We start from the raw sequence: 22,920 nt of genomic DNA, 5'->3' as shown, positions 1-22,920 counted from the left end.
AAACAGACTTTTTTAATAACCCCGCTGTATACGGAAGTTCAGTGGACGTCTTATTTATAAGCGAAGTTAATCACTATGTCAGAAAATTTTGCAGAATTATTTGAAGAAAGCCTAAAGGAAGTTGAAACACGCCCGGGCTCCATTGTTAAAGGTACTATCGTTGCCATCGAAAAAGATTTGGTCTTAGTAGACGCGGGTCTTAAATCAGAAAGCGCGATTCCAGCAGAACAGTTCCGTAATGCAGAAGGTGAATTAGAAGTCAGCGTCGGTGACGAAGTTGATGTAGCCCTTGATGCAGTAGAAGACGGCTTTGGTGAAACCATTCTGTCTCGCGAAAAAGCGAAACGTTACGAAGCATGGCTGCAGCTTGAAAAAGCACACGAAGACAATGCAACCGTTATCGGTATTATTTCTGGTAAGGTTAAGGGTGGCTTCACAGTAGACTTAGGCGGCGTTCGCGCATTCTTGCCTGGTTCACTGGTTGATGTACGTCCAGTACGTGAAACAACGCACCTGGAAAACAAAGATTTAGAATTCAAAGTTATCAAGCTTGATCAAAAACGTAACAACGTTGTTGTGTCTCGCCGTGCTGTTATCGAGAAAGAGAACAGTGCAGAGCGTGAAGAGCTGCTTGAAAACTTGCAAGAAGGTCAGGAAGTTCAGGGTATCGTTAAGAACCTGACTGACTACGGCGCATTCGTTGATTTAGGCGGCGTCGATGGCTTATTGCACATTACCGATATGGCTTGGAAACGCGTTAAGCACCCAAGTGAAATCGTAAACGTTGGCGATGAAATCACTGTTAAAGTATTGAAGTTTGATCGTGAGCGCACTCGTGTATCTCTTGGCCTTAAGCAATTAGGCGAAGATCCATGGGCAGATATCGCAAACCGTTACCCAGAAGGTCACCGTTTAACTGGTCGTGTTACGAACTTGACTGATTACGGCTGCTTCGTTGAAATCGAAGAGGGTGTTGAAGGTCTGGTACACGTCTCAGAAATGGACTGGACTAACAAAAACGTTCATCCTTCTAAAGTGGTTAACCTGGACGACACTGTTGAAGTTATGGTTCTGGAAATTGACGAAGAACGTCGTCGTATTTCACTAGGCCTTAAGCAGTGCAAACCTAACCCTTGGGAAGAGTTTGCGAAGAACCACAATAAAGGCGAGCAAGTTACTGGTAAGATCAAGTCAATCACTGACTTCGGTATCTTCATCGGTCTTGACGGCGGTATTGATGGTTTGGTTCACTTGTCAGACATTAGCTGGAACGCTACTGGCGAAGAAGCCGTTCGTGACTACAAAAAAGGTGAAGAAGTTACCGCTGTAGTTATGCAGGTTGATGCTGAACGTGAGCGTATCTCACTAGGTATCAAGCAGCTTGAAGAAGACCCATTCAATAACTACCTGGCAGCCAATAAAAAAGGTGCTATTGTTACAGGTACAGTTACTGAAGTAGACGCTAAAGGCGCTAAAGTTGAATTAGCTGAAAGCGTTGAAGGCTATGTTCGTGCAGCAGACATCTCACGTGAGCGTGTTGAAGATGCAAGCACTGAATTAAGCGTTGGTGATTCTATTGAAGCTCGCTTCATGGGCGTTGATCGCAAAAACCGTACTCTGAGCTTGTCTATCAAAGCGAAAGACGAAGCAGAAGAGAAAGAAGCGGTTGAAAGCGTCAACAAGCAGCAAGAAAGCGGCGGTCTTAACAGCGCAATGGCTGAAGCCTTTAAAGCTGCAAAAACTGACGACGAATAATTTCCTGCACTTACGCAGTTGATTAGAGGAGGTAATGATGACTAAATCAGAGCTGATTGAAAGGTTAACTTTGAAACACGAGTTACCTCCTAAGCAGGTTGAAGCTTCGGTAAAAGAAATTCTTGAACAGATGGTGCAGTCCTTGTCACAAGGCAAGCGCGTAGAAATTCGAGGGTTTGGAAGCTTCTCTCTGCATTATCGGGCTCCTCGTGTAGGTCGTAACCCAAAAACGGGTGAAGCCGTTGAATTAGACGGTAAGTATGTACCGCATTTTAAGGCGGGCAAAGAGCTTCGCGAGAGGGTCGATACGTTAAGTTAGTTTTTAAGCTCGATTGATAAAAACGGCATGCTATACTGGCATGCCGTTTTTTTATAACTAACAGGTAAGCGATTATGCTGAAGAAGCTGCTTATTCTCATTCCTGTATTACTCATATTTCTTTTAGCAATGGCTTTTGGTGCCCAGAACCCACAAACTGTTATTGTGAATTTGTTGGTACTGCAAACTGAAATGGCTGTTGCATCATTACTGGCTATCTTTTTTGGTAGCGGGTTTGTTGTTGGTATTCTCCTACTTTTCCTGTCGAGTCTGTCCTGGCGTTATCGTTACAATCGCCTGCTTAGACGCGTCAATAAATTGGATAAAGAGAGTTAATAGCTCATGCTAGAGCTTCTTTTCCTACTTCTACCAATTGCTGCTGCCTATGGCTGGTTCATGGGTCGTAACAGTGTTCGCACAGAAGAGCGGAAAGAGCAAAAACGATTTTCCAAACAGTACGCCACTGGTATCAACCTTTTATTATCAGACCAGCCAGACAAAGCTGTAGACTTATTTGTTGAGCTGTTAGATGTTGATAGCGAAACCATTGAAACGCACTGGACTTTAGGGAAGCTATTCCGTCGCCGGGGCGAAGTAGAGCGGGCAATAAAAATTCATAAAAATCTGACATCACTTCCTAATTTATCCGAGCACGACCGTTTAACAGCTATGTATGAGTTAGGAAAAGATTACCTTTCTGCCGGAATTTACGATCGCGCTGAACAGATGTTTGCGGGTTTGCAAAGTTACAAACTGTTTCGGGAAAAGAGCCAAAAGCACCTTCTGGAGCTGTACGAATCTACCCATGAGTGGGATAAAGCCATAAAGATTGCCTTACGGCTGTCTAAGCAAGACCCGGAAGCTCGAGTGGTTCTGGCGCAACTTTATTGCGAACTTGCTGAATTAGATGACAATACCACCAGTAAAATAAAGCATTACAATAAAGCATTAAAACATGATGATAACTGTGTTCGCGCCGTACTTTCCCTGGGTAAAATCTATATGAATGAAGGGCGGTATAGTGAGTCTATTAATTATCTGACCCGGGTATTTGAACAAGATAAGTCGTTTGTTTGCGAAACCATACCGTTGCTAGAGGAAGCTTTTGAAAAGACTTCTGATACTCATACGTTTATCGAATTTCTCCATACTTGTGTCGAGCAGAACGCCGGAATAACGGCAGCAATTACACTGGCCGAAAAAATTTGCGAATCTCAAAGCATTGAAGATGCCGAGCACTTTATGACTCAGGTGTTAGAGCAGCATCCAACGATGCGAGGGTTCCATTATTTAATGGGGCTTCACATCCGGGCCGCTGATGTTGGTAATGCCCGTGACAGTCTTCGTAGACTGCAGAAAATGGTGCACGAACACATAGTGCAGAGGCCAAATTATAAGTGCCGTCATTGCGGTTTCTCAGGGCATACTTTGTATTGGCGTTGTCCTTCCTGTAAGAGTTGGTCAACAACAAAACCTATTTTTGGACTAGATGGTGAATAAGACATGGCATTGCCGAAAATATATGTAGCTTTAGATTGCCAGACACAAGAAGAAGCTGACCAGTTAGTCAGCAGGCTTCCTTCCGGGCAAGTTGGACTTAAAGTTGGAAAGGAGTTGTTTACCTCTATTGGCCCTGAATGGGTACGCAAGCAAGTAGAACAAGGTTTTTCCATCTTTCTGGATTTAAAATTTCACGATATTCCCAATACAGTTGCTAAAGCTGTCACTTCGGCGGCTAAAATTGGTGTTGATATTGTCAATGTCCACGCCAGTGGCGGAAGTGACATGATGAAAGCGGCTAAAGATGCGCTCGAGCCTTTTGATAACCCACCACTGTTAATTGCTGTAACGGTGCTGACCAGTATGAGTGATGCAGATCTTGCTGATATTGGTATTCAGGTAACGGCAGAACAACAGGTACTCAATTTAGCTAAGTTGACGCAGAAAGCAGGCTTAGACGGTGTGGTATGCTCTGCACAAGAAGCGCGAATGGTTAAAGACGCACTGGGTGAATCATTTAAACTGGTTACGCCGGGGATAAGACCTGCCAATAGTGCAACGGACGATCAGAAGCGAGTAATGACCCCTAAGGAAGCTATGCTTGCTGGTGTTGACTATATGGTTATCGGGCGTCCTATCACGCGCTCAGAAAACCCTGAAGAGACCGTTGCAGAAATTCTGGCTTCCATAGGAGAGTAACCTACTTAACGCCTGGTAATATCGTAATCTCGCCAGATGGTAAAAAAGTTCGGCTATAGTATCTCTACTGCAGTGACGCAGTGACTTTATCGAAAGGGAATAGATACTATGAAGCTAAAATTATTATCCATACTATTAGGAACATCACTCTTTTGGGTTTGCGGTGCACAAGCGGGCTCAATGCCGGTTACAGCAACTGCATCACCAGTAGTGCAAGATACCAACGTAAAAACTGTCAACATTAATACCGGCTCTGCTCAGGAAATTTCCGACGTTCTGGTTGGTGTCGGCGTGAAACGAGCCGAGCAAATTATCGAGTTACGTGAGAAATTAGGTGGCTTTACAGAAGTTGAGCAACTACTTGATGTGAAAGGTATAGGCGCAAAAACCTTAGAAAAAAACCGCGCATTCATTACTATTAAGCAGTAAGAAACTTAAACTCCAGAGATAAAAAAAGGTCGGTAGCGTATAACTACCGACCCTTTTTGTTGCTTAAATACCCTTAGTCACATTTCGCCATTTCAGCATAAGAACTGGAGCGAGCCTGAGAAATACTCGCTACACGACTGTCCTTAGTAAACTCCTGGCGACTGGTCGCTTGTGCAATAGGTAGTGCTTTGAAATCTTCAGTGCGCTCTACTGCTGTAGCTTTAGTCATGGCCGAAAAGGATGAGCCGCTCAAAGAACGGTTTGGTATAACGGCCTCGGCCTTACCTTGTTGCTTGCGTTTTTGACCCGCAGCACGCTGGTGGCGAGGAGAACGGCGAGAGCGATCCCGACCTTTCTTTTCTTCATTTGCTTTGGGCTCAGTGTTTTCTTTTGCTGGCTCTTCTTCTACGGCCTTGGCCTTTGGCGCTTCATGAGACGCTTCAGGTTCAGCTGCATCAGCATGCTCTGCTGGCGTAGGTGCTTCAGCTTTCTCAACAGCCGTTTCAGCTTTCTCTTCAGACTGAGGCGCATTATCGGAAACGGCTTCTTTTGCCTTTTCTTCTTGCTCCACGCTTTCCTGCTTAGCTTTTTCTACCTGAGGAGCTGTTGGCTGCTCTTCATGCTTTTCATCATCAGCTGTTTTAGACTGAGCCTGATTTTGCACGAGTTCAGCAGCAGCCTGAATGCGTGGATCAAGCACCTTATCAGAAATGGCCTTGTTTTCAGCTTTACCGGAGCTACTTTGCTGTGCCGGCTTTTCTTTTGCCGCTGTTTGCTTTTGAGAGCTATTGTCGGCACTGACCTGCTCAGTACTTTGTTCCTCTTGCTTAGCCTCTTTTGCTTTTACTGTATCCCCGGCAGATGAAACTCTAACCGACTTTTCAATAGGTTTACGCTGACGGCGAGGCTTATCTTGAGGAGCTTTTGGCTCTTTGGCTTTTTCTGGCTCAGCCGCAGTACTCGCTTGATCGTTCTTAGCCGCTTCAGTTTTTGGTGTCTGGTTTGCTTTATTACTGCGTCCACGACGTCTGCGGTCATTCCGGTTACGTGTGTTGCGAGTGCCTGCATCATCACGTGAATCGGTCGACTTCTCTTCAGCTGTAGAAGCCGCTTCTTTGCTAGGCTCATCCTTGTTAACTGTAGACTGGTTGCGACCCCGTTGCTGACGGTTACCAGAACGGCGGTTACGGCCTCGACGTTGCTGATTCCGTTGATTTTGCGAAGTTCTTTGTTTGTTTTTATTTGCTTCGGCCTGGCTTTCTGCTTCATCGGAACCAAATAAACCTGAGAACCAAGCTTTCAAACGAGTCAGTAATGATGGTTGAGCTGGTTTTTTAGCTTCAACTTTTGGCGCTGGGGTAGGCGCTGCGCTCGGAGCCTGAAGGCCTTTTAATGCTGGCTCCTCAAACTTAGCTTTATCCTGGGTCAGGGTAATAGAAACCGGAGACTCTGTTTGCTCTGGTTTTTGCACCAACTGAAAACTTGCTGATTCAGGAACTTCGTCATCACGAATTCGTAAAACTTCAAAATGCGGGGTTTCCAGGTGATGGTTTGGAATAATGACGATTTTAACGTTATGGCGTTTTTCAATATGGTTAACCGATTGACGCTTTTCGTTTAACAAATACGTGGCTACGTCAACTGGCACCTGTGAATGAACCTGAATGGTATTGTCTTTAATCGCTTCTTCTTCAATCAAACGTAAGATTGAAAGTGCTAAAGAGTCACTTGAACGTATGGTTCCCTGACCGTTACAACGAGGACAAACATTGTTTGCAGACTCGCCCAGTGATGGGCGCAGGCGTTGGCGCGACATTTCCATCAAGCCAAACCGTGAAATACGGGCAACCTGAATGCGAGCTCTGTCTTGAGACAGACTATCGCGCAGGCGGTTTTCCACATCGCGTTGGTGGCGAGAAGGCGTCATATCAATAAAATCGATAACAACTAAGCCACCCACATCACGAAGGCGCAACTGACGCGCAATTTCTTCTGCTGCTTCAAGGTTAGTCTGCAGTGCCGTCTCTTCGATATCTCCGCCTTTAGTGGCGCGAGAGGAGTTAATGTCGATAGAGGTTAAGGCTTCTGTCGGATCGATAACAATTGAACCACCGGACGGAAGGCGAACTTCGCGTTGAAAAGCTGATTCAATTTGGCTTTCAATTTGATAGTGACTGAATAGCGGAACGTCACCTTCATATTGTTTTACTCGTTGCAGAAAGTCCGGACGAATTAATTGTATGTGTGTGCGTACCTGCTCGTATACTTTCGGGCTATCAATAAGCACTTCGCCGATGTCACGGCGTAAGTAGTCCCGCAGAGCACGGAAAATAACATTACTTTCCTGGTGAATAAGGAAAGGGGCAGGGCGTTCATCGGCGGCTTTACTAATAGCTTCCCAATGGTTAAGTAAGACGTTTAAATCCCACTCTAATTCTTCCTTAGATTTCCCTACGCCAGCTGTACGAACAATGAGCCCCATTTCTTTAGGCACATTCAGTTCTGATAAAGCTTCTTTAAGTGCTGAGCGCTCGTCGCCTTCAATGCGACGTGAAATACCGCCTGCGCGAGGGTTATTTGGCATAAGTACCAAATAACTGCCCGCTAAAGAAATAAACGTGGTTAAGGCGGCGCCTTTTTGTCCGCGTTCTTCTTTATCAATTTGAACAATAACTTCCTGACCTTCTTTAACCACGTCTTTGATATTCGGGCGGCCCTGGAAGGTATAACCTTGTGGGAAGTAGGTTTTTGCGATTTCTTTAAGAGGAAGGAAGCCGTGGCGGTCAGCGCCATAATCAACGAAAGCCGCTTCAAGGCTAGGCTCAATACGAGTAATTTTGCCTTTATAGATGTTGGCTTTCTTTTGTTCGTGACCAGGGCTTTCAATATCTAAATCGTAAAGGCGTTGGCCGTCAACCAACGCTACACGCAATTCTTCTAATTGCGTGGCATTTATTAGCATTCTTTTCATTACTGTGACTCAATTCTTTGGGCCACAATATGACACGCCCCTATGGCGATCGTGCAATTATCGAATTCGTCTGTCGCTGCAGGCCCTTTGGGACCTGCGTTACCCGTCATCTACAACGTGTAACTAAAATGAGTTTGACTGTGCCGATAACACCAACTGTTCGGTGTCATATTGTCGCTAAATTTTACGTCTGCAATCGATTATTAAACAAAGCGTGTTCGATGTGCTGTGTTCTTCTCCGTGCCATCAACATCTCGGGCAAGTCTCTTTTTAAACTTTAAAACCGTATGCTGATGTGGATAATGCGTCGCTCTGTTACTTCGACTGCGCGAAATATATTCTTCGTCTGCCATCTTCGATGGACTTTGACACTTAATTATTTCATGAAAACCACTGAAAATACAAGCAACAATTTCTCTGTTGAATCCTGCAGATGATGGTAAAATGGCGTTATGAAAACGATACAACAAGAAGTCCGCTGGCACACCGTCTCTGCAGACGAGTCGGGGCAGCGAATAGACAACTTCCTAATTGCGCAATTACGCGGTGTGCCTAAGTCATTGGTATACCGAATTGTACGTAAAGGTGAAGTGCGCGCGAATAAAAAGCGGATAAAACCTGATTATAAGCTGAAGGAGGGCGATCTTATTCGTATCCCTCCGGTTAAAGTCAGCGAACGCCCGGATTTACCGTCAGCTAATTTAGAGCAGGTAGCGGCGCTTGAACATGCCATTTTGTACGAAGATGACGCACTGATGTTAATTAATAAACCTTCAGGTGTTGCAGTGCATGGTGGTTCGGGCTTGCAGTTCGGTCTAATTGAAGGGCTTAGAGCCTTACGCCCTAAAGAAAAGAGCTTAGAGCTGGTACATAGGCTGGACAGAGATACCAGCGGCTTGTTGTTGGTTGCTAAAAAACGTTCGGTGTTGCGAAACTTGCATGAACAGTTGCGCAATAAAGAAATGAATAAGCAATACCTGGCATTAGTTCGGGGGCAATGGCAAAAGCGGGTTCGCAGTGTTGAAGCTCCGCTAAAGAAAAACACATTAAAGTCCGGTGAACGAATTGTACGTGTTGATGCGGAAGGTAAAGCCTCTTTAACCCGTTTTCGTATCCAGCAAAGGTATAAGGAAGGGACATTAGTAGAAGCTTCTCCTGTTACCGGAAGAACTCACCAAATTAGAGTGCACGCACTGCACGCCGGACATCCTATAGCAAAGGACCCTAAATACGGTGACGCGGATTTTGATAACACAATGTCTCAAGTTGGCTTAAAGCGTTTGTTTTTACACGCCTGGCAGTTACGCTTCCTACATCCTGTTACGGCTAAAGAAGTTGCTTTTGAGGCACCGCTGGACGACAACTTACAAGAAACATTAAAGCGACTGACTCCCCAATAATATGGACAGCTTATAATGATGTACGATAAGCGACTTATTGTGTTTGACTGGGATGGCACCTTGATGGATTCGATAGGCCGAATTGTGTCGTCTATGCAGAACACCGCCCGGCATATTGGTTTGCCCGTTCCAACCGATGTTGCCGTTAGAGATATTATTGGTTTGAGCCTTGAGCCGGCCATTGAGAAGTTGTTTGGTGTGCTTAACCCAGTAGAGTTGGATGGCTTTTTAGTCCAATACCGTGATGAATATGTCGATTTAAATCCCACACCGTCGCCCTTATTCAATGATGCGAAAGCTGTCTTGTCTCAGCTCACAGATTCGGGTCTTCAGCTGGCCGTGGCAACGGGAAAAGCTCGCAGAGGCTTACAGCGAGTTTGGTCAGAAAGCGAAACCGAACATTACTTTGTAGCTTCCCGGTGTGCAAGCGAGACCCGGGGTAAACCTGACCCTCAAATGCTTTATGAGATAATGGATGAATTAAACGCTCATCAGGAAGAAACAGTCATGGTTGGCGATTCGGTTCATGATATGAAAATGGCTATTGCAGCAGGTGTGCATCCTGTTGGTGTTAGTTTTGGTGTACATAATGCAGAGAGATTACGTGAGGCAGGTGCTGCTTTGGTTGTAGACTCATTAACAGAGCTCAGTGACAGACTTATAAAGGAGAGACCATGACATTACCGTTAATCCTTGGTTCAGGTTCTAAATACCGTCGTGAAATTTTAGATAAACTGCACTTGAAGTACGAAGTTGTTAAGCCCGATATTGATGAGTCTGCAATCACTTCCGAGAGCCCACAACAGTTGGTAGGGCGTTTAGCTGAAGCCAAAGCCCGTGCAGTTGAAAAGCTCATGGCTCATAAACAGGCGGTTATTATTGGTTCCGATCAGGTTGCAGTTTGTGACGGACAGATACTAGGAAAACCCGGTAATGCTGAGAATGCCGTTAAGCAATTACTGGGGTTTGTTGGTAAAACCGTTACTTTTTACACCGGTCTGGCAGTACTGAACACCGCGACGGAACAGTGCGAAGTGAGAGTGGAACCTTTTAACGTAGAATTTCGACACTTAAGTGAAAACGAAATTGAGCGCTACGTCGAGTTGGAAGAGCCATTTGATTGTGCCGGGAGTTTTAAAAGTGAAGGCCTGGGTATCAGTTTATTTAACAGTTTAAAAGGGAATGATCCCAACACATTAATTGGGTTACCGGCCATTGCCTTATTGGATATGCTGAGAACTCATAAAATTAACCCTCTAAATAAGGAATAACGACAGATTTCCCTTGTCACTAAGGTGGAACTTCGTTAACATTCGCGCGCTATGCAAAACGTTCGTATTCCCGTAACAGTAGATCCAGTCAAAAGTGCCAATAAGAAAGTGGTATATGACGGGGTTGTGCCTGGAAAAACAATGACACGACTTCAGGAAAGCCTGGTTGAACCATGCCCGGACCCTGAGGCCAGCGTTGAGTTTGGAATTGATGAACAGGGCATTAGCTATTTTACAGGGAAAGCAAAAGTTGCTGTAAAAGTACTTTGTGAACGCTGTAATACGCCCTTGGCAGTTGATATTCTGGCGCAATTTGCGTATGCTCCTGTCACTAAGCGGCAGGTGGCAGATGACTTTCCTGATAGCTATGAAGCTATTGAGGTAAACGATTTTGGGGAAATTAACTTGCATGGGCTTGTTGAAGACGAATTAATTCTGGCTATGCCATTAGCTCCTAAGCACGACGCTAAGGCATGTCAGGTGGATCGTGATGCGATGACGTGGGGCGAAATTGACGAATCAGCTGCTGAAGAGTCTGAGAACCCGTTTGCCGTATTACAAGAATTGAAGCGTAAATAATCAGGAGATAGCGTAAATGGCTGTTCAAAAGAGTAAGAAAAGTCGTTCAAGACGCGACATGCGTCGTTCACACGATGCGATAGACGGCCCAACACTGTCGGTTGACTCAACTACGGGTGAAACGCATCGTCGTCACCACGTAACAGCCGACGGTTATTATAAGGGTCGTAAGGTCGTTAATAAGTAAGACAGGCCATGCCTGAACTGAACATAGCGATTGATGCAATGGGGGGCGATAATGGCCCCTCTATTGTTATAGAAGCCCTGGAAAAAGCGGTTCATCAGTATCCTGATGTTAAATTCACCGTTGTCGGGCATCAGCATGAACTCACCCCGTTGCTTGAAAAGCATCACTTAAACTCTCATCCGGCAGTAAAACTCATTCATGCAGAGCAAATCATCGAAATGGATGATAAGCCTGGGCAGTCTTTACGCAGCAAACCAGAATCCTCCATGCGCATTGCTCTTAATACACTAACAGAGGGCGATTGCCAGGCTATGGTAAGCGGGGGAAATACCGGCGCGCTGATGACTAACGCCTATTTTACTTTAAAAACCTTGCCCGGAGTGTTACGCCCGGCGTTAATGACAGCACTGCCGAATCAAACCGGTGGTAAATCGTATCTATTGGACTTGGGCGCCAACGCAAGCTGTGACTCGGAAACATTATTTCAATTTGGTGTTATGGGAGCTGTAGCTGCGGAGTATCTTTCTGGAGTGCCTGCCCCAAAAATTAGCCTTCTTAATATGGGCGAAGAGGACATTAAAGGTAACGATGTAGTGCGGAACGCGGCCGCGCGACTCGCACAATGCGACCACGTCAACTATATTGGTTTTATTGAAGGTAATCATTTATTCAGTGGACGTGCCGATGTCGTTGTTTGTGATGGCTTCGTGGGTAATATTGCACTGAAAAGCTGTGAAGGTCTTGCAACTTTCATTATTGAGCAGATGCGGGAAACGCTTAACTCACATTGGTTGTACCGATTCTTCTTCCGTTTTCTACAAAAACGAACGCACAAGTCCTGGGATAGGCTGAAGCCCGACCACTACAATGGTGCGAGTCTGATAGGATTGCGGCATGTCGTGATAAAAAGTCACGGTAGCGCTAGCGCCGGCGCTTTCTATAGTGCAATTCAGCAAGCCGTCGCAGAAGCGCATGAACAGCTTCCTGAACGAATTAAACATCGTGTCGAAGCAGTCTTATCAGAACAGCTGTAATCAGTTAAGTAGCGCTATGACTTATTCAAAAATTGTTGGTACCGGGCATTATCTTCCGGAACAACGACTGACCAATGAAGAACTCTCGAAACGCGTTGATACCTCCGATGAATGGATAACCGAACGTACGGGTATCAAGGAACGACGTATTGCGGGAGCTAACGAAACGGCCGCAACAATTGGGTTTGAAGCCGCTAAAGAAGCCTTAGCTGCGGCTCAACTGAATCCACAAGATGTGGATATGATAGTGGTTGCGACCACTTCTGCAGAACACGCATTTCCAAGTGCTGCATGTGAAATTCAGCGTATGCTGGGTATTACATCCATTCCCGCGTTTGATGTCGGAGCCGCATGCTCCGGTTTTATTTATGCACTTTCTGTTGCCGATCAATTTATTAAAAGTGGTCAACATCGCCGTATACTGGTGATAGGAGCCGACGTTCTTGCCCGGTTGTGTGATCCCGATGATCGCAACACTCTGGTACTTTTTGGTGACGGGGCCGGTGCTGTCATACTTGAACAAAGTGACTCCCCCGGTATTCTCTCAACTCACTTGTACAGCGCCGGTGAATACAGCCACTTATTAGGTGCGAAACAAGCCCCCAGAGGTACTGAAGGTAGTGCAGAAAGCGCCTGGATGTATATGAAAGGTAACGAGGTTTTTAAAGTTGCCGTTGCTAAGTTGAGCAGTTTGGTTACCGATACTCTGGCAGAGAATAGATTACAGGCGCAGGACCTGGACTGGCTAATACCTCACCAGGCAAATTTGCGTATCATTAAAGCAACAGCAAAGAAATTACATATGCCGATGGAGCGAGTGGTTATTACTTTGGATAAAACCGGTAATACTTCTGCGGCATCGGTGCCAATAGCACTTGACTGGGCGGTCAAAGACGGACGTATAAAACGCGGCCAAAAATTATTGTTAGAGGCCTTTGGTGGTGGTTTCGCCTGGGGCTCTGCGCTGGTTCAATATTAAGAGGGTAATTATGACTAAAACGGCATTGTTATTTCCGGGACAAGGGTCACAAAGCGTTGGAATGTTAGGCGATTTATCGAACGACTTTGCCTTAATTAAAGAAACATTTTCTGAAGCAAGTTCAGTTTTAGATTACGACCTATGGGAACTGGTTCAACAGGGGCCGGAGAAGAAACTTAATGATACCCAGCGCACACAGCCAGCTTTACTGACCGCTAGCGTTGCTTTATACCGTGTCGCTAAAGAAAAAGGCCTTGCCGATGTGAGCGTTATGGCGGGGCACAGCCTAGGTGAATATTCAGCACTTGTTTGCGCGGGAGCTCTTGGTTTTTCTGATGCGGTTAAATTAGTCGCTTTACGCGGTCAATTTATGCAACAAGCCGTTGCTGAAGGTGAAGGCGCTATGGCTGCAGTAATTGGCCTGGAAGACGCTGACATTGAGAATATTTGCCTGGAGCAAGCGGCAGGACAGGTGGTCACTCCGGTGAACTATAACTCACCGGGTCAGGTTGTTATAGCAGGGCACGCAGAAGCAGTAGCCCGAGCTGCAGAAGCTTTAAAAGAAGCCGGTGCTAAGCGTGTATTACCATTACCTGTCAGCGTTCCGTCGCATTGTGCTTTAATGCAGCCGGCAGCCAGTCAATTGGGTGAAGCGTTAAAGTCGGTGAAGCTACAGCAACCACATACAGCGGTTATTAATAATGTCGATGTCGCTGTAGCCGATAGCGAAGACGCCATTAAAGATGCATTGGTACGTCAGCTATATTGTCCGGTGCGCTGGACAGAAACTGTGGAACAGATTGCCCAAATGGGTGTCGAAACAGCTTATGAGGTTGGTCCGGGCAAAGTACTTACCGGTCTGAATAAGCGTATTACGAAGTCTTTTGGTTGTAGCGCACTGAATACGTTAGACTCTTTAAACTCACTTTAATTAATAGGTTATTAACGTGCAAAACTTTGAAAATAAAGTCGCATTGATTACCGGCGCAAGCCGCGGAATAGGAAAGGCCATAGCAGAAACTCTAGCCAGTCAGGGCGCCAAAGTTATTGGTACTGCAACATCCGATAAAGGTGCAGCCGCAATTTCAGAATACCTGGGGTCTAATGGTGAAGGTTTAGCGCTGGACGTTACTGACGCGGAAAGCTTGCAGCAGACCATAAAAGATATTGAAAAGAAGTACGGTTCTATTGATATTCTGGTTAATAATGCGGGTATTACTCGTGATAATTTAATGATGAGAATGAAAGATGACGAGTGGGATGCCGTACTAAACACCAATTTGTCAGCGGTATTTAAGGTTTGTAAAGCGGTGGTGCGTGGTATGATGAAACGCCGTAATGGGCGTATTATCAACATCAGTTCAGTTGTTGGTACAACCGGAAACCCCGGACAGGTAAACTACTGTGCAGCTAAAGCTGGCTTGGTTGGTTTTAGCAAAGCTATGGCGAAAGAAGTTGCTGCACGTGGCATCACGGTAAATTGTGTGGCGCCAGGTTTTATTGATACTGACATGACCAAGTCGCTGAATGATGAACAAAAACAAGCTATTTTTGATAATATTCCGGCAGCGCGCTTAGGCGAGCCAAGGGAAATTGCTGCTGCGGTAGCATTTTTAGCATCGGAAGGTGCAGCTTATATCACTGGTGAGACCATTCACGTTAATGGTGGTATGGCTATGGTTTAAGAGGTTAGCGGTACGACCTCTTAACTTTATGCTATTTTTTACTTTATTAATGGGGCTGGTTTCACTACACTACAGCCAATTTTCACTCTCGCGATGACTATTTGAGGGATTTTATAAATGAGTACTATTGAAGAACGCGTAAAGAAAATCATTGTTGAACAGTTAGGTGTTAAAGAAGAAGAAGTTAAGCCTGAAGCGTCATTTGAAAATGACTTAGGTGCCGACTCTTTAGATACTGTTGAACTGGTAATGGCTTTGGAAGAAGAATTTGAAACTGAAATTCCAGACGAAGAAGCTGAAAAAATTAAAACAGTTCAGTCAGCAATCGATTACGTAAATAATCATTCTAACGACTAATTTGTCGTTGAACGTGATATAAAAGGCGGAGCCACTGGTTCCGCCTTTTTTGTTATGACTATACGTAAAATACTACTTAATAATGTGTCTTATCACTGCTCAGAGCTCGACAGAGGTCTGCAATTTGGTGATGGCCACTTCACCACCATGCGCATTGTTAATGGTGTTCCTCTCTTTATTGAACGGCATCTTGAAAGACTTTCAAATACGAACCAACGTCTCTTTATAAACCATTCGAGTTTCGACTCTTTGGCTGAGCGCATAAAAGTTGCATGCTCAGGAGTAGAGAAGGGTGTTTGTAAAGTTATAGTTACCCGGGGTAACGGTGGCAGAGGCTACCGCTTTTCTGATGATTGTATTGCTAACGAATACATTCAGGTAAGTGACGCTCCGCCGACAACCGGCACTGTTCATATGGGAGTTGCGACATTAAGGTTAGCTCAGCAACCCGAGTTAGCTGGCTTGAAAACGTTGAATAGGCTGGAGCAAGTATTATTAACGAGAGAGTGTAGCGCTTCCCGTTATGATGATTTGCTGGTTTGTGACTCAAGCGGATATATTGTAGAGGCGATACAAGGCAATGTATTCTGGTTTAAAGAGGGCCAGTGGTTCACACCTGACCTCAGCGCTGCTGGTATCAACGGTATTATTCGACAACTCATTATTGATGAAAAATTATTAGCACCTTTAAACATTGGTTGTTACCCATTAAATGAACTTGCCGGAGCGGAAAAAATAATCGTTACCAATAGTGTTAGAGGCGCTGTCGCCGTCACTCAGTTTAATGATAAAGTAGTGGCCAATGATGAATTACCCTCAGTATTAGAACAGCTTATATGAAAAAAATACGTTTTACTTTTTTGTTCGTTATTGCCGCGTTAGCTATTTCAGCTGTTCTTGTTTTTATTTCCGGGCGTTGGTATTTATCGCAGCCTATTCAAGGTGAGTCTGCAACTCCTTTGTTGCTCGACTTCAGAGGCGGAGAAAGTGCCAGAACGGTAACTGCCAAAGTAACTGAACACTTCCAGGGTGGGCATCCGCTAGTCAGTTATCGTATTAGTCAGGTTTTCGCAGATATTGATCACCTGCAGGCAGGACTGTATGAAATACACGGACAGCAAAGCTGGTTTGATATTTGGGAAATGCTTAGCCAGGGCAGAGAAAAGACATTTACCGTCACTCTGGTAGAAGGCTTAACTTTTAATCAGTGGTTGGCTCAATTAAAAGAACAGCCTTATTTGGTCAGTAAATCTTCTGATCTAAATGATTCAGAACTCAAACAAACCTTAGGTATTAAAGAGCCCGCTATTGAGGGTGTACTGCTGCCCGAAACCTACAGCTACAGAGCGTACACCACAGACATTTCAATATTAAAACAAGCTTACCTTTCTATGCAGACTGTATTATCAGAAGCCTGGGAGCAGCGGTCAGACAGGTGTCCTGTAGGCTCACCGTACGAATTACTAATATTGGCCTCAATTATTGAAAAAGAAACGGGACTGGCTGACGAACGTCCTATGGTTGCAAGTGTTTTTGCTAACCGTCTGGAAATTGGTATGCGGTTACAATCTGATCCCACGACAATTTATGGTATTGAAGATTTTGACGGTAATCTGACGCGAGCTCACTTGCGCGAGAAAACCGCTTATAATACCTATCGAATTAACGGGTTGCCGCCAACACCAATTGCGATGCCGGGAAAAGCATCCATTGAAGCCGCGGCTAACCCGGTGCGATCACCTTACTATTATTTTGTGGCGGATAAGTCGGGTGGACATGTTTTCTCAGAAACACTGGAAGAACACCAGCAGGCTGTTCGCCGTTATCAACTGAATCAAGAGTAATTATGTCAGGAAAATTTATTGTTATTGAAGGACTTGAAGGTGCCGGTAAGAGCTCAGCAATTGCAAGCGTAGTTACTCATCTACAGGCGAAAGGTGTTCGACCGGAAACCGTACGAGAACCGGGCGGTACGCCGCTGGCAGAGTCACTGCGGGAACTGGTAAAAAAGAAATGGGACGAGAAAGTCAGTTCAACAACCGAGCTGCTATTAATGTACGCAAGCAGAGTTCAGTTGGTTGATAATGTTATTAAGCCGGCTCTATTAAAAAACCGCTGGGTTATCGGTGATAGGCATGATTTATCCTCACGTGCCTATCAGGGGGGCGGTCGTCAGCTTGGTGATGAATTATTAGAAAAAGTACGCGAAATAACTCTGGGAAGTTTTAAACCTGACTTAACCCTATTATTGGATGTTGACGAGAAAAAAGGTCTTGAGCGCGCCCGTGAGCGAGGAGACCTGGATCGTATAGAAGAAGAAGATCTGGCGTTTTTCCAGCGTACAAGACAAGCCTATTTGAATATAGCAGCAAAAGACCCGACAATTATCGTCATTGATGCTAACCAGCCGATGCTGGATGTACATCAGGCCATACTGCAAGCAATTGAGGAGTATTTGTTTTAATGGCGTTTCCATGGCTGCGGGAACCTTGGTTAAGACTCGTTGCGAGTGCCGATTCAGGTCGGCTTGCTCACGCTTATTATTTGCAACATAACGTTGAGGCTGGTTCAACCGAATTTATTGAACGATTAAATCAGTTCTTGTTGTGCAAACAACCCGGCAAAAGTGCGTGCGGGCAATGTAAGTCATGCTTGCTTTATCAGTCCGGGAATCATCCAGACACCTGGACTATCGACGGCGCCGAAGTCAACCGAATTGGTGTCGATAGTGTTCGTGAACTGCAGCAAAATGTTATGCAGACAGCTAACCAGAGCGGTTTAAAAGTTGCTGTGATACTGCAGGCAGAAAAAATGACGGAACAGGCCGGCAATGCCTTATTGAAGGTTCTGGAAGAGCCACCGGCGGACACTCACTGGCTAGTATCAACAAAAGATGCGGAACGCTTATTACCAACCCTGAGAAGTCGTATGCAATGGATCAGCATTGCTTATCCAGCTTCAGTGCAAAGCGACGAACAGATGGTTTCTGCGAAAACTCTTCTGGACAGTCTTCGCGGTAATAAAGAGTTTCCTGTAATAAAAGATAAAGAAGCAGCTTTAAACTGGCTGGATATATCAGAAAACCTGGTACTAGATTGGCTGCTGATTCACCAAAAGGCGGCTGTTTCGCGTTTGCGATATCAGCAATTAGCGGACGAGCTTCAACAGTTGAGCGGTTTTGATTGGGTGAATATTGCACAGCTCAGTGAATGGGTAGCAGAATGCAGACAGTTACGTCAGAAATTTCAGGGCTCCACTGGCATTAATTTACCGTTATTATTAGGTTTTGCCTGGAGTCGCTGGTCAAATACTCTTTCGGGTTAGGGGCTCCTTAAAAAGGAGAGCCTTTTGTCTAGTTTTCAATTAAATATAAACTCAGCGAGGGAACTTGCTGAGCGCATTATTCCCGAACTTTCTCCTTTGACTCTAATGATACAAACCGGTGCACAGCTTTCAGAAGAAGCTGCTCTGGGAGAGAGCGTCACTCTGGAGCTTAGGTACCCTGAACTCGGCCCTAAACCAGTTGATTTATCAGGAAGCATTGCTTTGTGCTTTGAAATTAAGGCAGCTAAAGACTGGGTTGCCGTGACCCTTAGCTCGGAGCAACAAGCTCGGATTCATCAGATCAATTACCTATGCCGCCATCACAGAAACGACTATGGTAAACTCTTTGAGCAATTAATTACGGATTTTTGTCACTCACATTAACGATAAGTGGAGCTATTTATGTTCGTCGACTCGCATTGCCATCTGGATAAAATTAATCCTGAAAAGGCGGGCGCTGATCTAACGCAAATTGTGGAAATGGCAAGAGCCAATAAGGTCGAACACATGCTGTGTGTGTGCGTTACACTGGAAGACTTTCCGGCTATGCAGCAAGCCGTTGCAGGTTTTAACGATGTTTCCATTTCTTGTGGGGTGCATCCTTTATACGTTAAGGACAGCCAGACACCTATCGTAGAGTTGGGTACCAAGTTACGTCAGCTGGCTTCGGCAAATAATGTGGTCGCTATAGGTGAAACGGGTCTGGACTATTTTTATCATCCAGAGTCTAAAGCATTACAACGAGAAAACTTCGAACAGCATATTGAAATTGCCAAGGATATTAATAAGCCTTTAATTATTCATACACGTGACGCTCAGGATGACACCCTCTCGTTATTAAAAAATGGCCACGCTGAGAAATCCGGCGGTGTTTTGCACTGCTTTACTGAGTCTCTGGATATGGCTAAAAAGGCTATCGATGATCTTGATTTCTATATTTCTATTTCGGGAATCGCTTCATTTCGAAACGCAGAGCAATTGCGTGCAACTATCAAAGCATTACCGCTTGAAAAGCTGCTCATTGAAACCGACAGTCCCTGGTTAGCTCCAGTGCCCCATCGAGGTAAAGAGAACCAGCCAGCCTACGTTGTCGACGTTGCTAAATGCGTTGCAGATGTTAAAGGAATTACTTTGGAAGAGGTTGCTAAAACGACAACGGCTAACTATTACAAGCTGTTTAATAACGCTTAATTAGCTGTGCATAACCTGTGTTTTACTTACCTAAAATCAATTAAAAACAGTGAGATAAGCTAAAGCAAAAAAAAGTGCAAAAATATTAGACATCTCTTTAATATTGTCTACACTGAAATTTACCGAACAAATTTTAGGCGAACTATTTTACAATTTATTATTCATGAGTTAGCGCACGGCTCAACCCTTGAGCCATTCCCCTATACCCGGAACAATTTGGATTGGTTCCGGGTTTTTTTTATTCATTATTTGGCGAAAAGCCTAATAGGTAGCGATCAAAAAAAGCGTTGTTTTGGTACAAATAGTTACATGAGCTAACAATATTTGTCATTGAACTTTAGAGTTAAGGAGTCAGCGATGAGTGCGACAGTAGAAAGTAACGAACGTCCAGATTACGACAAGGTTATTGAGGATATCGCAGACTATGTTACGGGTTATGAAGTTAAAAGCGACGAAGCTTGGGATACCGCCCGCAACTGCCTAATGGATACCCTGGGTTGCGGTTTGTTGGCACTGCGATTTCCGGAGTGTAGTAAACACCTGGGGCCTTTAGTAGAAGGTACAAGTGTTCCAAATGGCTCCCGAGTGCCGGGAACTCAGTTTCGTATGGATCCTGTCAAGGCGGCCTGGGATATTGGCTGCATTATACGTTGGCTTGATTTCAATGACACCTGGCTGGCAGCCGAGTGGGGACACCCATCCGATAACTTAGGTGGAATACTGGCAACAGCAGATTATATTTCTCAAAACCGCGTCTCTAAAGGTGAAAAGCCGTTAACAATGAAAACGGTCTTGGAAGCTATGATCAAAGCCCATGAAATTCAGGGTAATCTGGCGATAGAAAACAGTTTTAACCGTGTGGGTCTTGATCATGTGGTTCTGGTTAAGGTGGCTTCAACGGCCGTTGTGACTTGGTTAATGGGCGGAACTAAAGAACAAATTATGGCAGCGGTTTCCCAGGCATGGGTCGATGGCCAGTCTTTAAGAACCTATCGTCATGCTCCCAACGCCGGTTCGCGTAAGTCGTGGGCAGCAGGGGACGCCACTTCAAGAGCGGTGCGTTTAGCCGATATGACGATGCGTGGCGAAATGGGTATTCCGGGGGCCCTGACGGCTCCACAATGGGGATTCTATGATGTGCTCTTCAATAAAACGAATAAAGATCAGAAACTAAAACCTAAAGATGACTGGCAGTTTAAGTTCCAACGGGATTATGGCAGTTATGTGATGGAAAATATTTTGTTTAAGTTGTCATTCCCGGCAGAGTTTCATGCGCAGACAGCCTGTGAAGCGGCGGTTACATTACACCCGGAAGTTAAAGACAGAATTGATGAAATAGAGAAGATTGAAATTACTACCCACGAGTCCGCTATTCGAATTATCTCCAAACAGGGCAAACTTGCTAACCCTGCCGACAGAGATCATTGTTTACAGTATATGGCAGCCGTTCCCCTAATATTTGGCGAACTGAATGCTGATCACTATGAAAACAGTTTTCATGAAAATCATCCGGTAATTGACACTATCCGGGAAAAAATTCAGGTGATTGAAGACAACCAGTACAGTAAGGACTATCACGACCCGAAAAAGCGCTCGATAGCTAATGCACTACAAGTATTTTTTAAAGACGGTAGTCATACCGACAAGGTTGTGGTGGAGTACCCAATTGGCCATAGACGCCGCAGAGAAGAGGGCGTTCCTGTACTTGAAAACAAGTTTAAGGCAAATTTAGCGACACGGTTTCCCGAACACAGGGTGAGTTCAATTTTTGAACATTGCCGTCAACAGTCATCATTTGAACAGATACCTGTTAATGAGTTCATGGATATGTTCACTATTTAATGGGTGCAGCCCCACACCTACGTGGGGCTTTATCCTCGCCAAATGACCAGAATAATGAGGATTGGGCAAACAAACTTAACGTACCAGGGCCATATTTTCCAAAACAGGCTTTTATCTATATTAGGTGAGCCTTGCTGAAGCGCTTTCAGTAAATGGTTTTGTCGCAGTACCCAAGTTAGCATGATGCCAAACACCAGTGCCATTATCGGTTGCATGTAGACGGTGCTGAAGGTAATAACGGCGCCAAAAAGAGTTTCAAAATTATAGATAATGGTTGTAGAAATTGCGGTAACGACCAGGGCAATAATCCACACTCCACTACTGCGATCACATTTAGCTTCTTCTCGTAGTGCGTTGACAGGAGCTTCAAGCATTGAAATTGACGATGTAATAGCAGCAATAACCATCAACAGGAAAAAGCCAAAAGACACGAAGAGTCCAGTGTAACCCAGTGCGTCGAACATTGCCGGAAGCACGGTAAAAACTAAGGTATCGGCAGACAGTAAACTGCCATCCTCTGCATAGATGGGAACACCATTAGACTGAGCGACAAACATCGCTGGTAGAATCAATAGCCCCGCTAAAAACGCGACACTGGTATCGATGCCGGCTACCCAGGCTGCCGTTTTTGGAATGTTTTCGGAATTCGACAGGTAGGCACCATAAGTCATCATTACGCAGACACCCAGTGACAGGGAGAAAAACGCCTGCCCCATGGCACGAATAATCAGGTTTGGATCGGTTATGGTTGAGAAGTCCGGAACCAGATACATTTTCAGGCCTTCAATGGCCCCGTCCTGAGTCAAGATATAGGCGGACATACCTATCAGCAAAATGAAGAGTAGTGGCATTAGACGTCTTGACCAACGCTCTATTCCATTATTCACGCCTGACCGGACAACATAAACAGTCAGCAACATGAAGAACACCATGGTTGCCATATTTCTGGACACTGAAAACTCAGTAAACCAAGCGGCGGTTTCCGGCAGACCAATTAAGATCATAAGAGGCTCGATCATATAAGATAAAAGCCAACCGGAAACGATGGCATAGAAGCTCAGTATCAAACTCAGCACAATTAAACCAACAATACCTGCCAGTGCGCCTGAACCTCGAAAAAATGGCTTTGCAGAAAGATTCCTAAGCGACTCAATAGGGTTTTGGCGCCGAATTCTGCCGATAGTAATTTCCGCTACCAGCATAGGGTAAGCCAGAAGTGCAATCATGATTAAATAAACCAATAAAAATGCACCACCGCCGTTACTGGCAGCTTGTGTTGGGAATCCCCAAATATTACCTACACCGACCGCTGAGCCAGCGGCGGCTAATATGAAGCCTAATCGCGTTGCGAACGCAGGTGATGAATTTGCCATGGTTCTTCTTATTATTATTTAAGCAA

Annotated in this window: 25 protein-coding genes; 23 read left to right on the top strand and 2 right to left on the bottom strand. The window is 45.0% G+C overall.

The features are described 5' to 3' along the window. Nucleotides 1-75 precede the first annotated feature (75 nt). The 6 genes from rpsA to VBY75_RS02970 all read left to right on the top strand — a co-directional run bounded on the left by rpsA (nt 76) and on the right by VBY75_RS02970 (nt 4,701). Entirely contained in the window at nt 76-1,755 is a 1,680-nt protein-coding gene (gene rpsA, locus VBY75_RS02995; protein WP_054487632.1) for a 30S ribosomal protein S1, read from the top strand. A gap of 37 nt (nt 1,756-1,792) precedes the next feature. After that, a complete protein-coding gene (locus tag VBY75_RS02990; RefSeq protein WP_054487634.1) occupies nt 1,793-2,074 on the top strand; it encodes an integration host factor subunit beta in 282 nt (93 codons plus the stop codon). A 74-nt stretch (nt 2,075-2,148) separates the two neighbouring features. Beyond that, on the top strand, nt 2,149-2,409 hold the full coding sequence (locus tag VBY75_RS02985; protein ID WP_054487637.1) for a lipopolysaccharide assembly protein LapA domain-containing protein: 261 nt from the start codon (nt 2,149-2,151) through the stop codon (nt 2,407-2,409). A 6-nt stretch (nt 2,410-2,415) separates the two neighbouring features. Continuing rightward, on the top strand, nt 2,416-3,573 hold the full coding sequence (gene lapB, locus VBY75_RS02980; RefSeq protein ID WP_278356200.1) for a lipopolysaccharide assembly protein LapB: 1,158 nt from the start codon (nt 2,416-2,418) through the stop codon (nt 3,571-3,573). A gap of 3 nt (nt 3,574-3,576) precedes the next feature. Next, nucleotides 3,577-4,272 carry an orotidine-5'-phosphate decarboxylase gene (gene pyrF, locus VBY75_RS02975; protein WP_416510959.1) on the top strand — a complete coding sequence of 232 codons (696 nt, stop codon included), beginning with the start codon at nt 3,577-3,579 and terminating at the stop codon, nt 4,270-4,272. A 108-nt stretch (nt 4,273-4,380) separates the two neighbouring features. After that, entirely contained in the window at nt 4,381-4,701 is a 321-nt protein-coding gene (locus VBY75_RS02970; protein WP_416510957.1) for a ComEA family DNA-binding protein, read from the top strand. A gap of 73 nt (nt 4,702-4,774) precedes the next feature. On the opposite strand, the gene rne is transcribed toward VBY75_RS02970, so the two are convergent. After that, complete coding sequence (gene rne / locus VBY75_RS02965; RefSeq protein WP_416510955.1) at nt 4,775-7,672, bottom strand: ribonuclease E; 2,898 nt, start codon at nt 7,670-7,672, stop codon at nt 4,775-4,777. Nucleotides 7,673-8,124: 452 nt separating this feature from the next. Here rne and rluC point away from each other — a divergent pair, with 452 nt between their 5' ends. The 17 genes from rluC to VBY75_RS02880 all read left to right on the top strand — a co-directional run bounded on the left by rluC (nt 8,125) and on the right by VBY75_RS02880 (nt 21,521). Continuing rightward, nucleotides 8,125-9,072 carry a 23S rRNA pseudouridine(955/2504/2580) synthase RluC gene (rluC, locus tag VBY75_RS02960; protein ID WP_054487645.1) on the top strand — a complete coding sequence of 316 codons (948 nt, stop codon included), beginning with the start codon at nt 8,125-8,127 and terminating at the stop codon, nt 9,070-9,072. Nucleotides 9,073-9,087: 15 nt separating this feature from the next. Then, nucleotides 9,088-9,750 carry an HAD-IA family hydrolase gene (locus VBY75_RS02955; RefSeq protein ID WP_222236940.1) on the top strand — a complete coding sequence of 221 codons (663 nt, stop codon included), beginning with the start codon at nt 9,088-9,090 and terminating at the stop codon, nt 9,748-9,750. Beyond that, nucleotides 9,747-10,343 carry a Maf family protein gene (locus tag VBY75_RS02950; RefSeq protein WP_222236941.1) on the top strand — a complete coding sequence of 199 codons (597 nt, stop codon included), beginning with the start codon at nt 9,747-9,749 and terminating at the stop codon, nt 10,341-10,343. The genes VBY75_RS02955 and VBY75_RS02950 overlap by 4 nt, the downstream gene beginning before the upstream one ends. Before the next feature lie 51 nt (nt 10,344-10,394). Then, nucleotides 10,395-10,922, top strand: coding sequence for a 23S rRNA accumulation protein YceD (gene yceD / locus VBY75_RS02945; RefSeq protein ID WP_054487650.1), 528 nt, complete (start codon nt 10,395-10,397; stop codon nt 10,920-10,922). Nucleotides 10,923-10,938: 16 nt separating this feature from the next. After that, nucleotides 10,939-11,109, top strand: a complete 171-nt coding sequence (rpmF, locus tag VBY75_RS02940; RefSeq protein WP_011234590.1) for a 50S ribosomal protein L32 — start codon at nt 10,939-10,941, stop codon at nt 11,107-11,109. Nucleotides 11,110-11,117: 8 nt separating this feature from the next. Further along, a complete protein-coding gene (gene plsX / locus VBY75_RS02935) occupies nt 11,118-12,143 on the top strand; it encodes a phosphate acyltransferase PlsX (protein WP_054487652.1) in 1,026 nt (341 codons plus the stop codon). Between the two features lie 16 nt (nt 12,144-12,159). Next, nucleotides 12,160-13,122: a beta-ketoacyl-ACP synthase III gene (locus VBY75_RS02930; protein WP_054488521.1), complete on the top strand. Its 963-nt coding sequence runs from the start codon at nt 12,160-12,162 to the stop codon at nt 13,120-13,122. A gap of 10 nt (nt 13,123-13,132) precedes the next feature. Beyond that, a complete protein-coding gene (fabD, locus tag VBY75_RS02925) occupies nt 13,133-14,053 on the top strand; it encodes an ACP S-malonyltransferase (protein ID WP_199495158.1) in 921 nt (306 codons plus the stop codon). A 16-nt stretch (nt 14,054-14,069) separates the two neighbouring features. Continuing rightward, nucleotides 14,070-14,807, top strand: a complete 738-nt coding sequence (fabG, locus tag VBY75_RS02920) for a 3-oxoacyl-ACP reductase FabG (protein ID WP_224797470.1) — start codon at nt 14,070-14,072, stop codon at nt 14,805-14,807. 117 nt (nt 14,808-14,924) lie between these two features. Continuing rightward, nucleotides 14,925-15,164 (top strand): acyl carrier protein, encoded by a 240-nt coding sequence (gene acpP / locus VBY75_RS02915; protein ID WP_011234585.1) that lies wholly within the window; start codon nt 14,925-14,927, stop codon nt 15,162-15,164. 54 nt (nt 15,165-15,218) lie between these two features. Beyond that, complete coding sequence (gene pabC, locus VBY75_RS02910; RefSeq protein WP_273023106.1) at nt 15,219-16,004, top strand: aminodeoxychorismate lyase; 786 nt, start codon at nt 15,219-15,221, stop codon at nt 16,002-16,004. Continuing rightward, a complete protein-coding gene (gene mltG / locus VBY75_RS02905; protein ID WP_416510948.1) occupies nt 16,001-17,008 on the top strand; it encodes an endolytic transglycosylase MltG in 1,008 nt (335 codons plus the stop codon). Before pabC ends, mltG begins: the two co-directional genes overlap by 4 nt. A 2-nt stretch (nt 17,009-17,010) precedes the next feature. Beyond that, nucleotides 17,011-17,628 carry a dTMP kinase gene (gene tmk / locus VBY75_RS02900; RefSeq protein WP_054487661.1) on the top strand — a complete coding sequence of 206 codons (618 nt, stop codon included), beginning with the start codon at nt 17,011-17,013 and terminating at the stop codon, nt 17,626-17,628. Next, nucleotides 17,628-18,488: a DNA polymerase III subunit delta' gene (locus VBY75_RS02895; RefSeq protein ID WP_278356193.1), complete on the top strand. Its 861-nt coding sequence runs from the start codon at nt 17,628-17,630 to the stop codon at nt 18,486-18,488. The genes tmk and VBY75_RS02895 overlap by 1 nt, the downstream gene beginning before the upstream one ends. A gap of 24 nt (nt 18,489-18,512) precedes the next feature. After that, nucleotides 18,513-18,872 carry a hypothetical protein gene (locus VBY75_RS02890; protein ID WP_416510945.1) on the top strand — a complete coding sequence of 120 codons (360 nt, stop codon included), beginning with the start codon at nt 18,513-18,515 and terminating at the stop codon, nt 18,870-18,872. A gap of 18 nt (nt 18,873-18,890) precedes the next feature. Then, nucleotides 18,891-19,679: a TatD family hydrolase gene (locus VBY75_RS02885; RefSeq protein WP_287817877.1), complete on the top strand. Its 789-nt coding sequence runs from the start codon at nt 18,891-18,893 to the stop codon at nt 19,677-19,679. A 357-nt stretch (nt 19,680-20,036) separates the two neighbouring features. Then, nucleotides 20,037-21,521, top strand: coding sequence for a bifunctional 2-methylcitrate dehydratase/aconitate hydratase (locus tag VBY75_RS02880; RefSeq protein WP_416510943.1), 1,485 nt, complete (start codon nt 20,037-20,039; stop codon nt 21,519-21,521). Nucleotides 21,522-21,550: 29 nt separating this feature from the next. Here VBY75_RS02880 and VBY75_RS02875 read toward each other — a convergent pair whose 3' ends face one another. Further along, complete coding sequence (locus VBY75_RS02875) at nt 21,551-22,894, bottom strand: sodium-dependent transporter (RefSeq protein WP_054487671.1); 1,344 nt, start codon at nt 22,892-22,894, stop codon at nt 21,551-21,553. Between the last annotated feature and the right edge of the window lie 26 nt (nt 22,895-22,920).

Source organism: Idiomarina sp. HB, assembly GCF_048059115.1.
GTDB classification, from domain to species: Bacteria; Pseudomonadota; Gammaproteobacteria; order Enterobacterales; family Alteromonadaceae; genus Idiomarina; species Idiomarina abyssalis.
The sequence above is the reverse complement of the archived record's forward strand: the minus strand, read 5'-3'. Positions and strand labels throughout refer to the sequence as shown.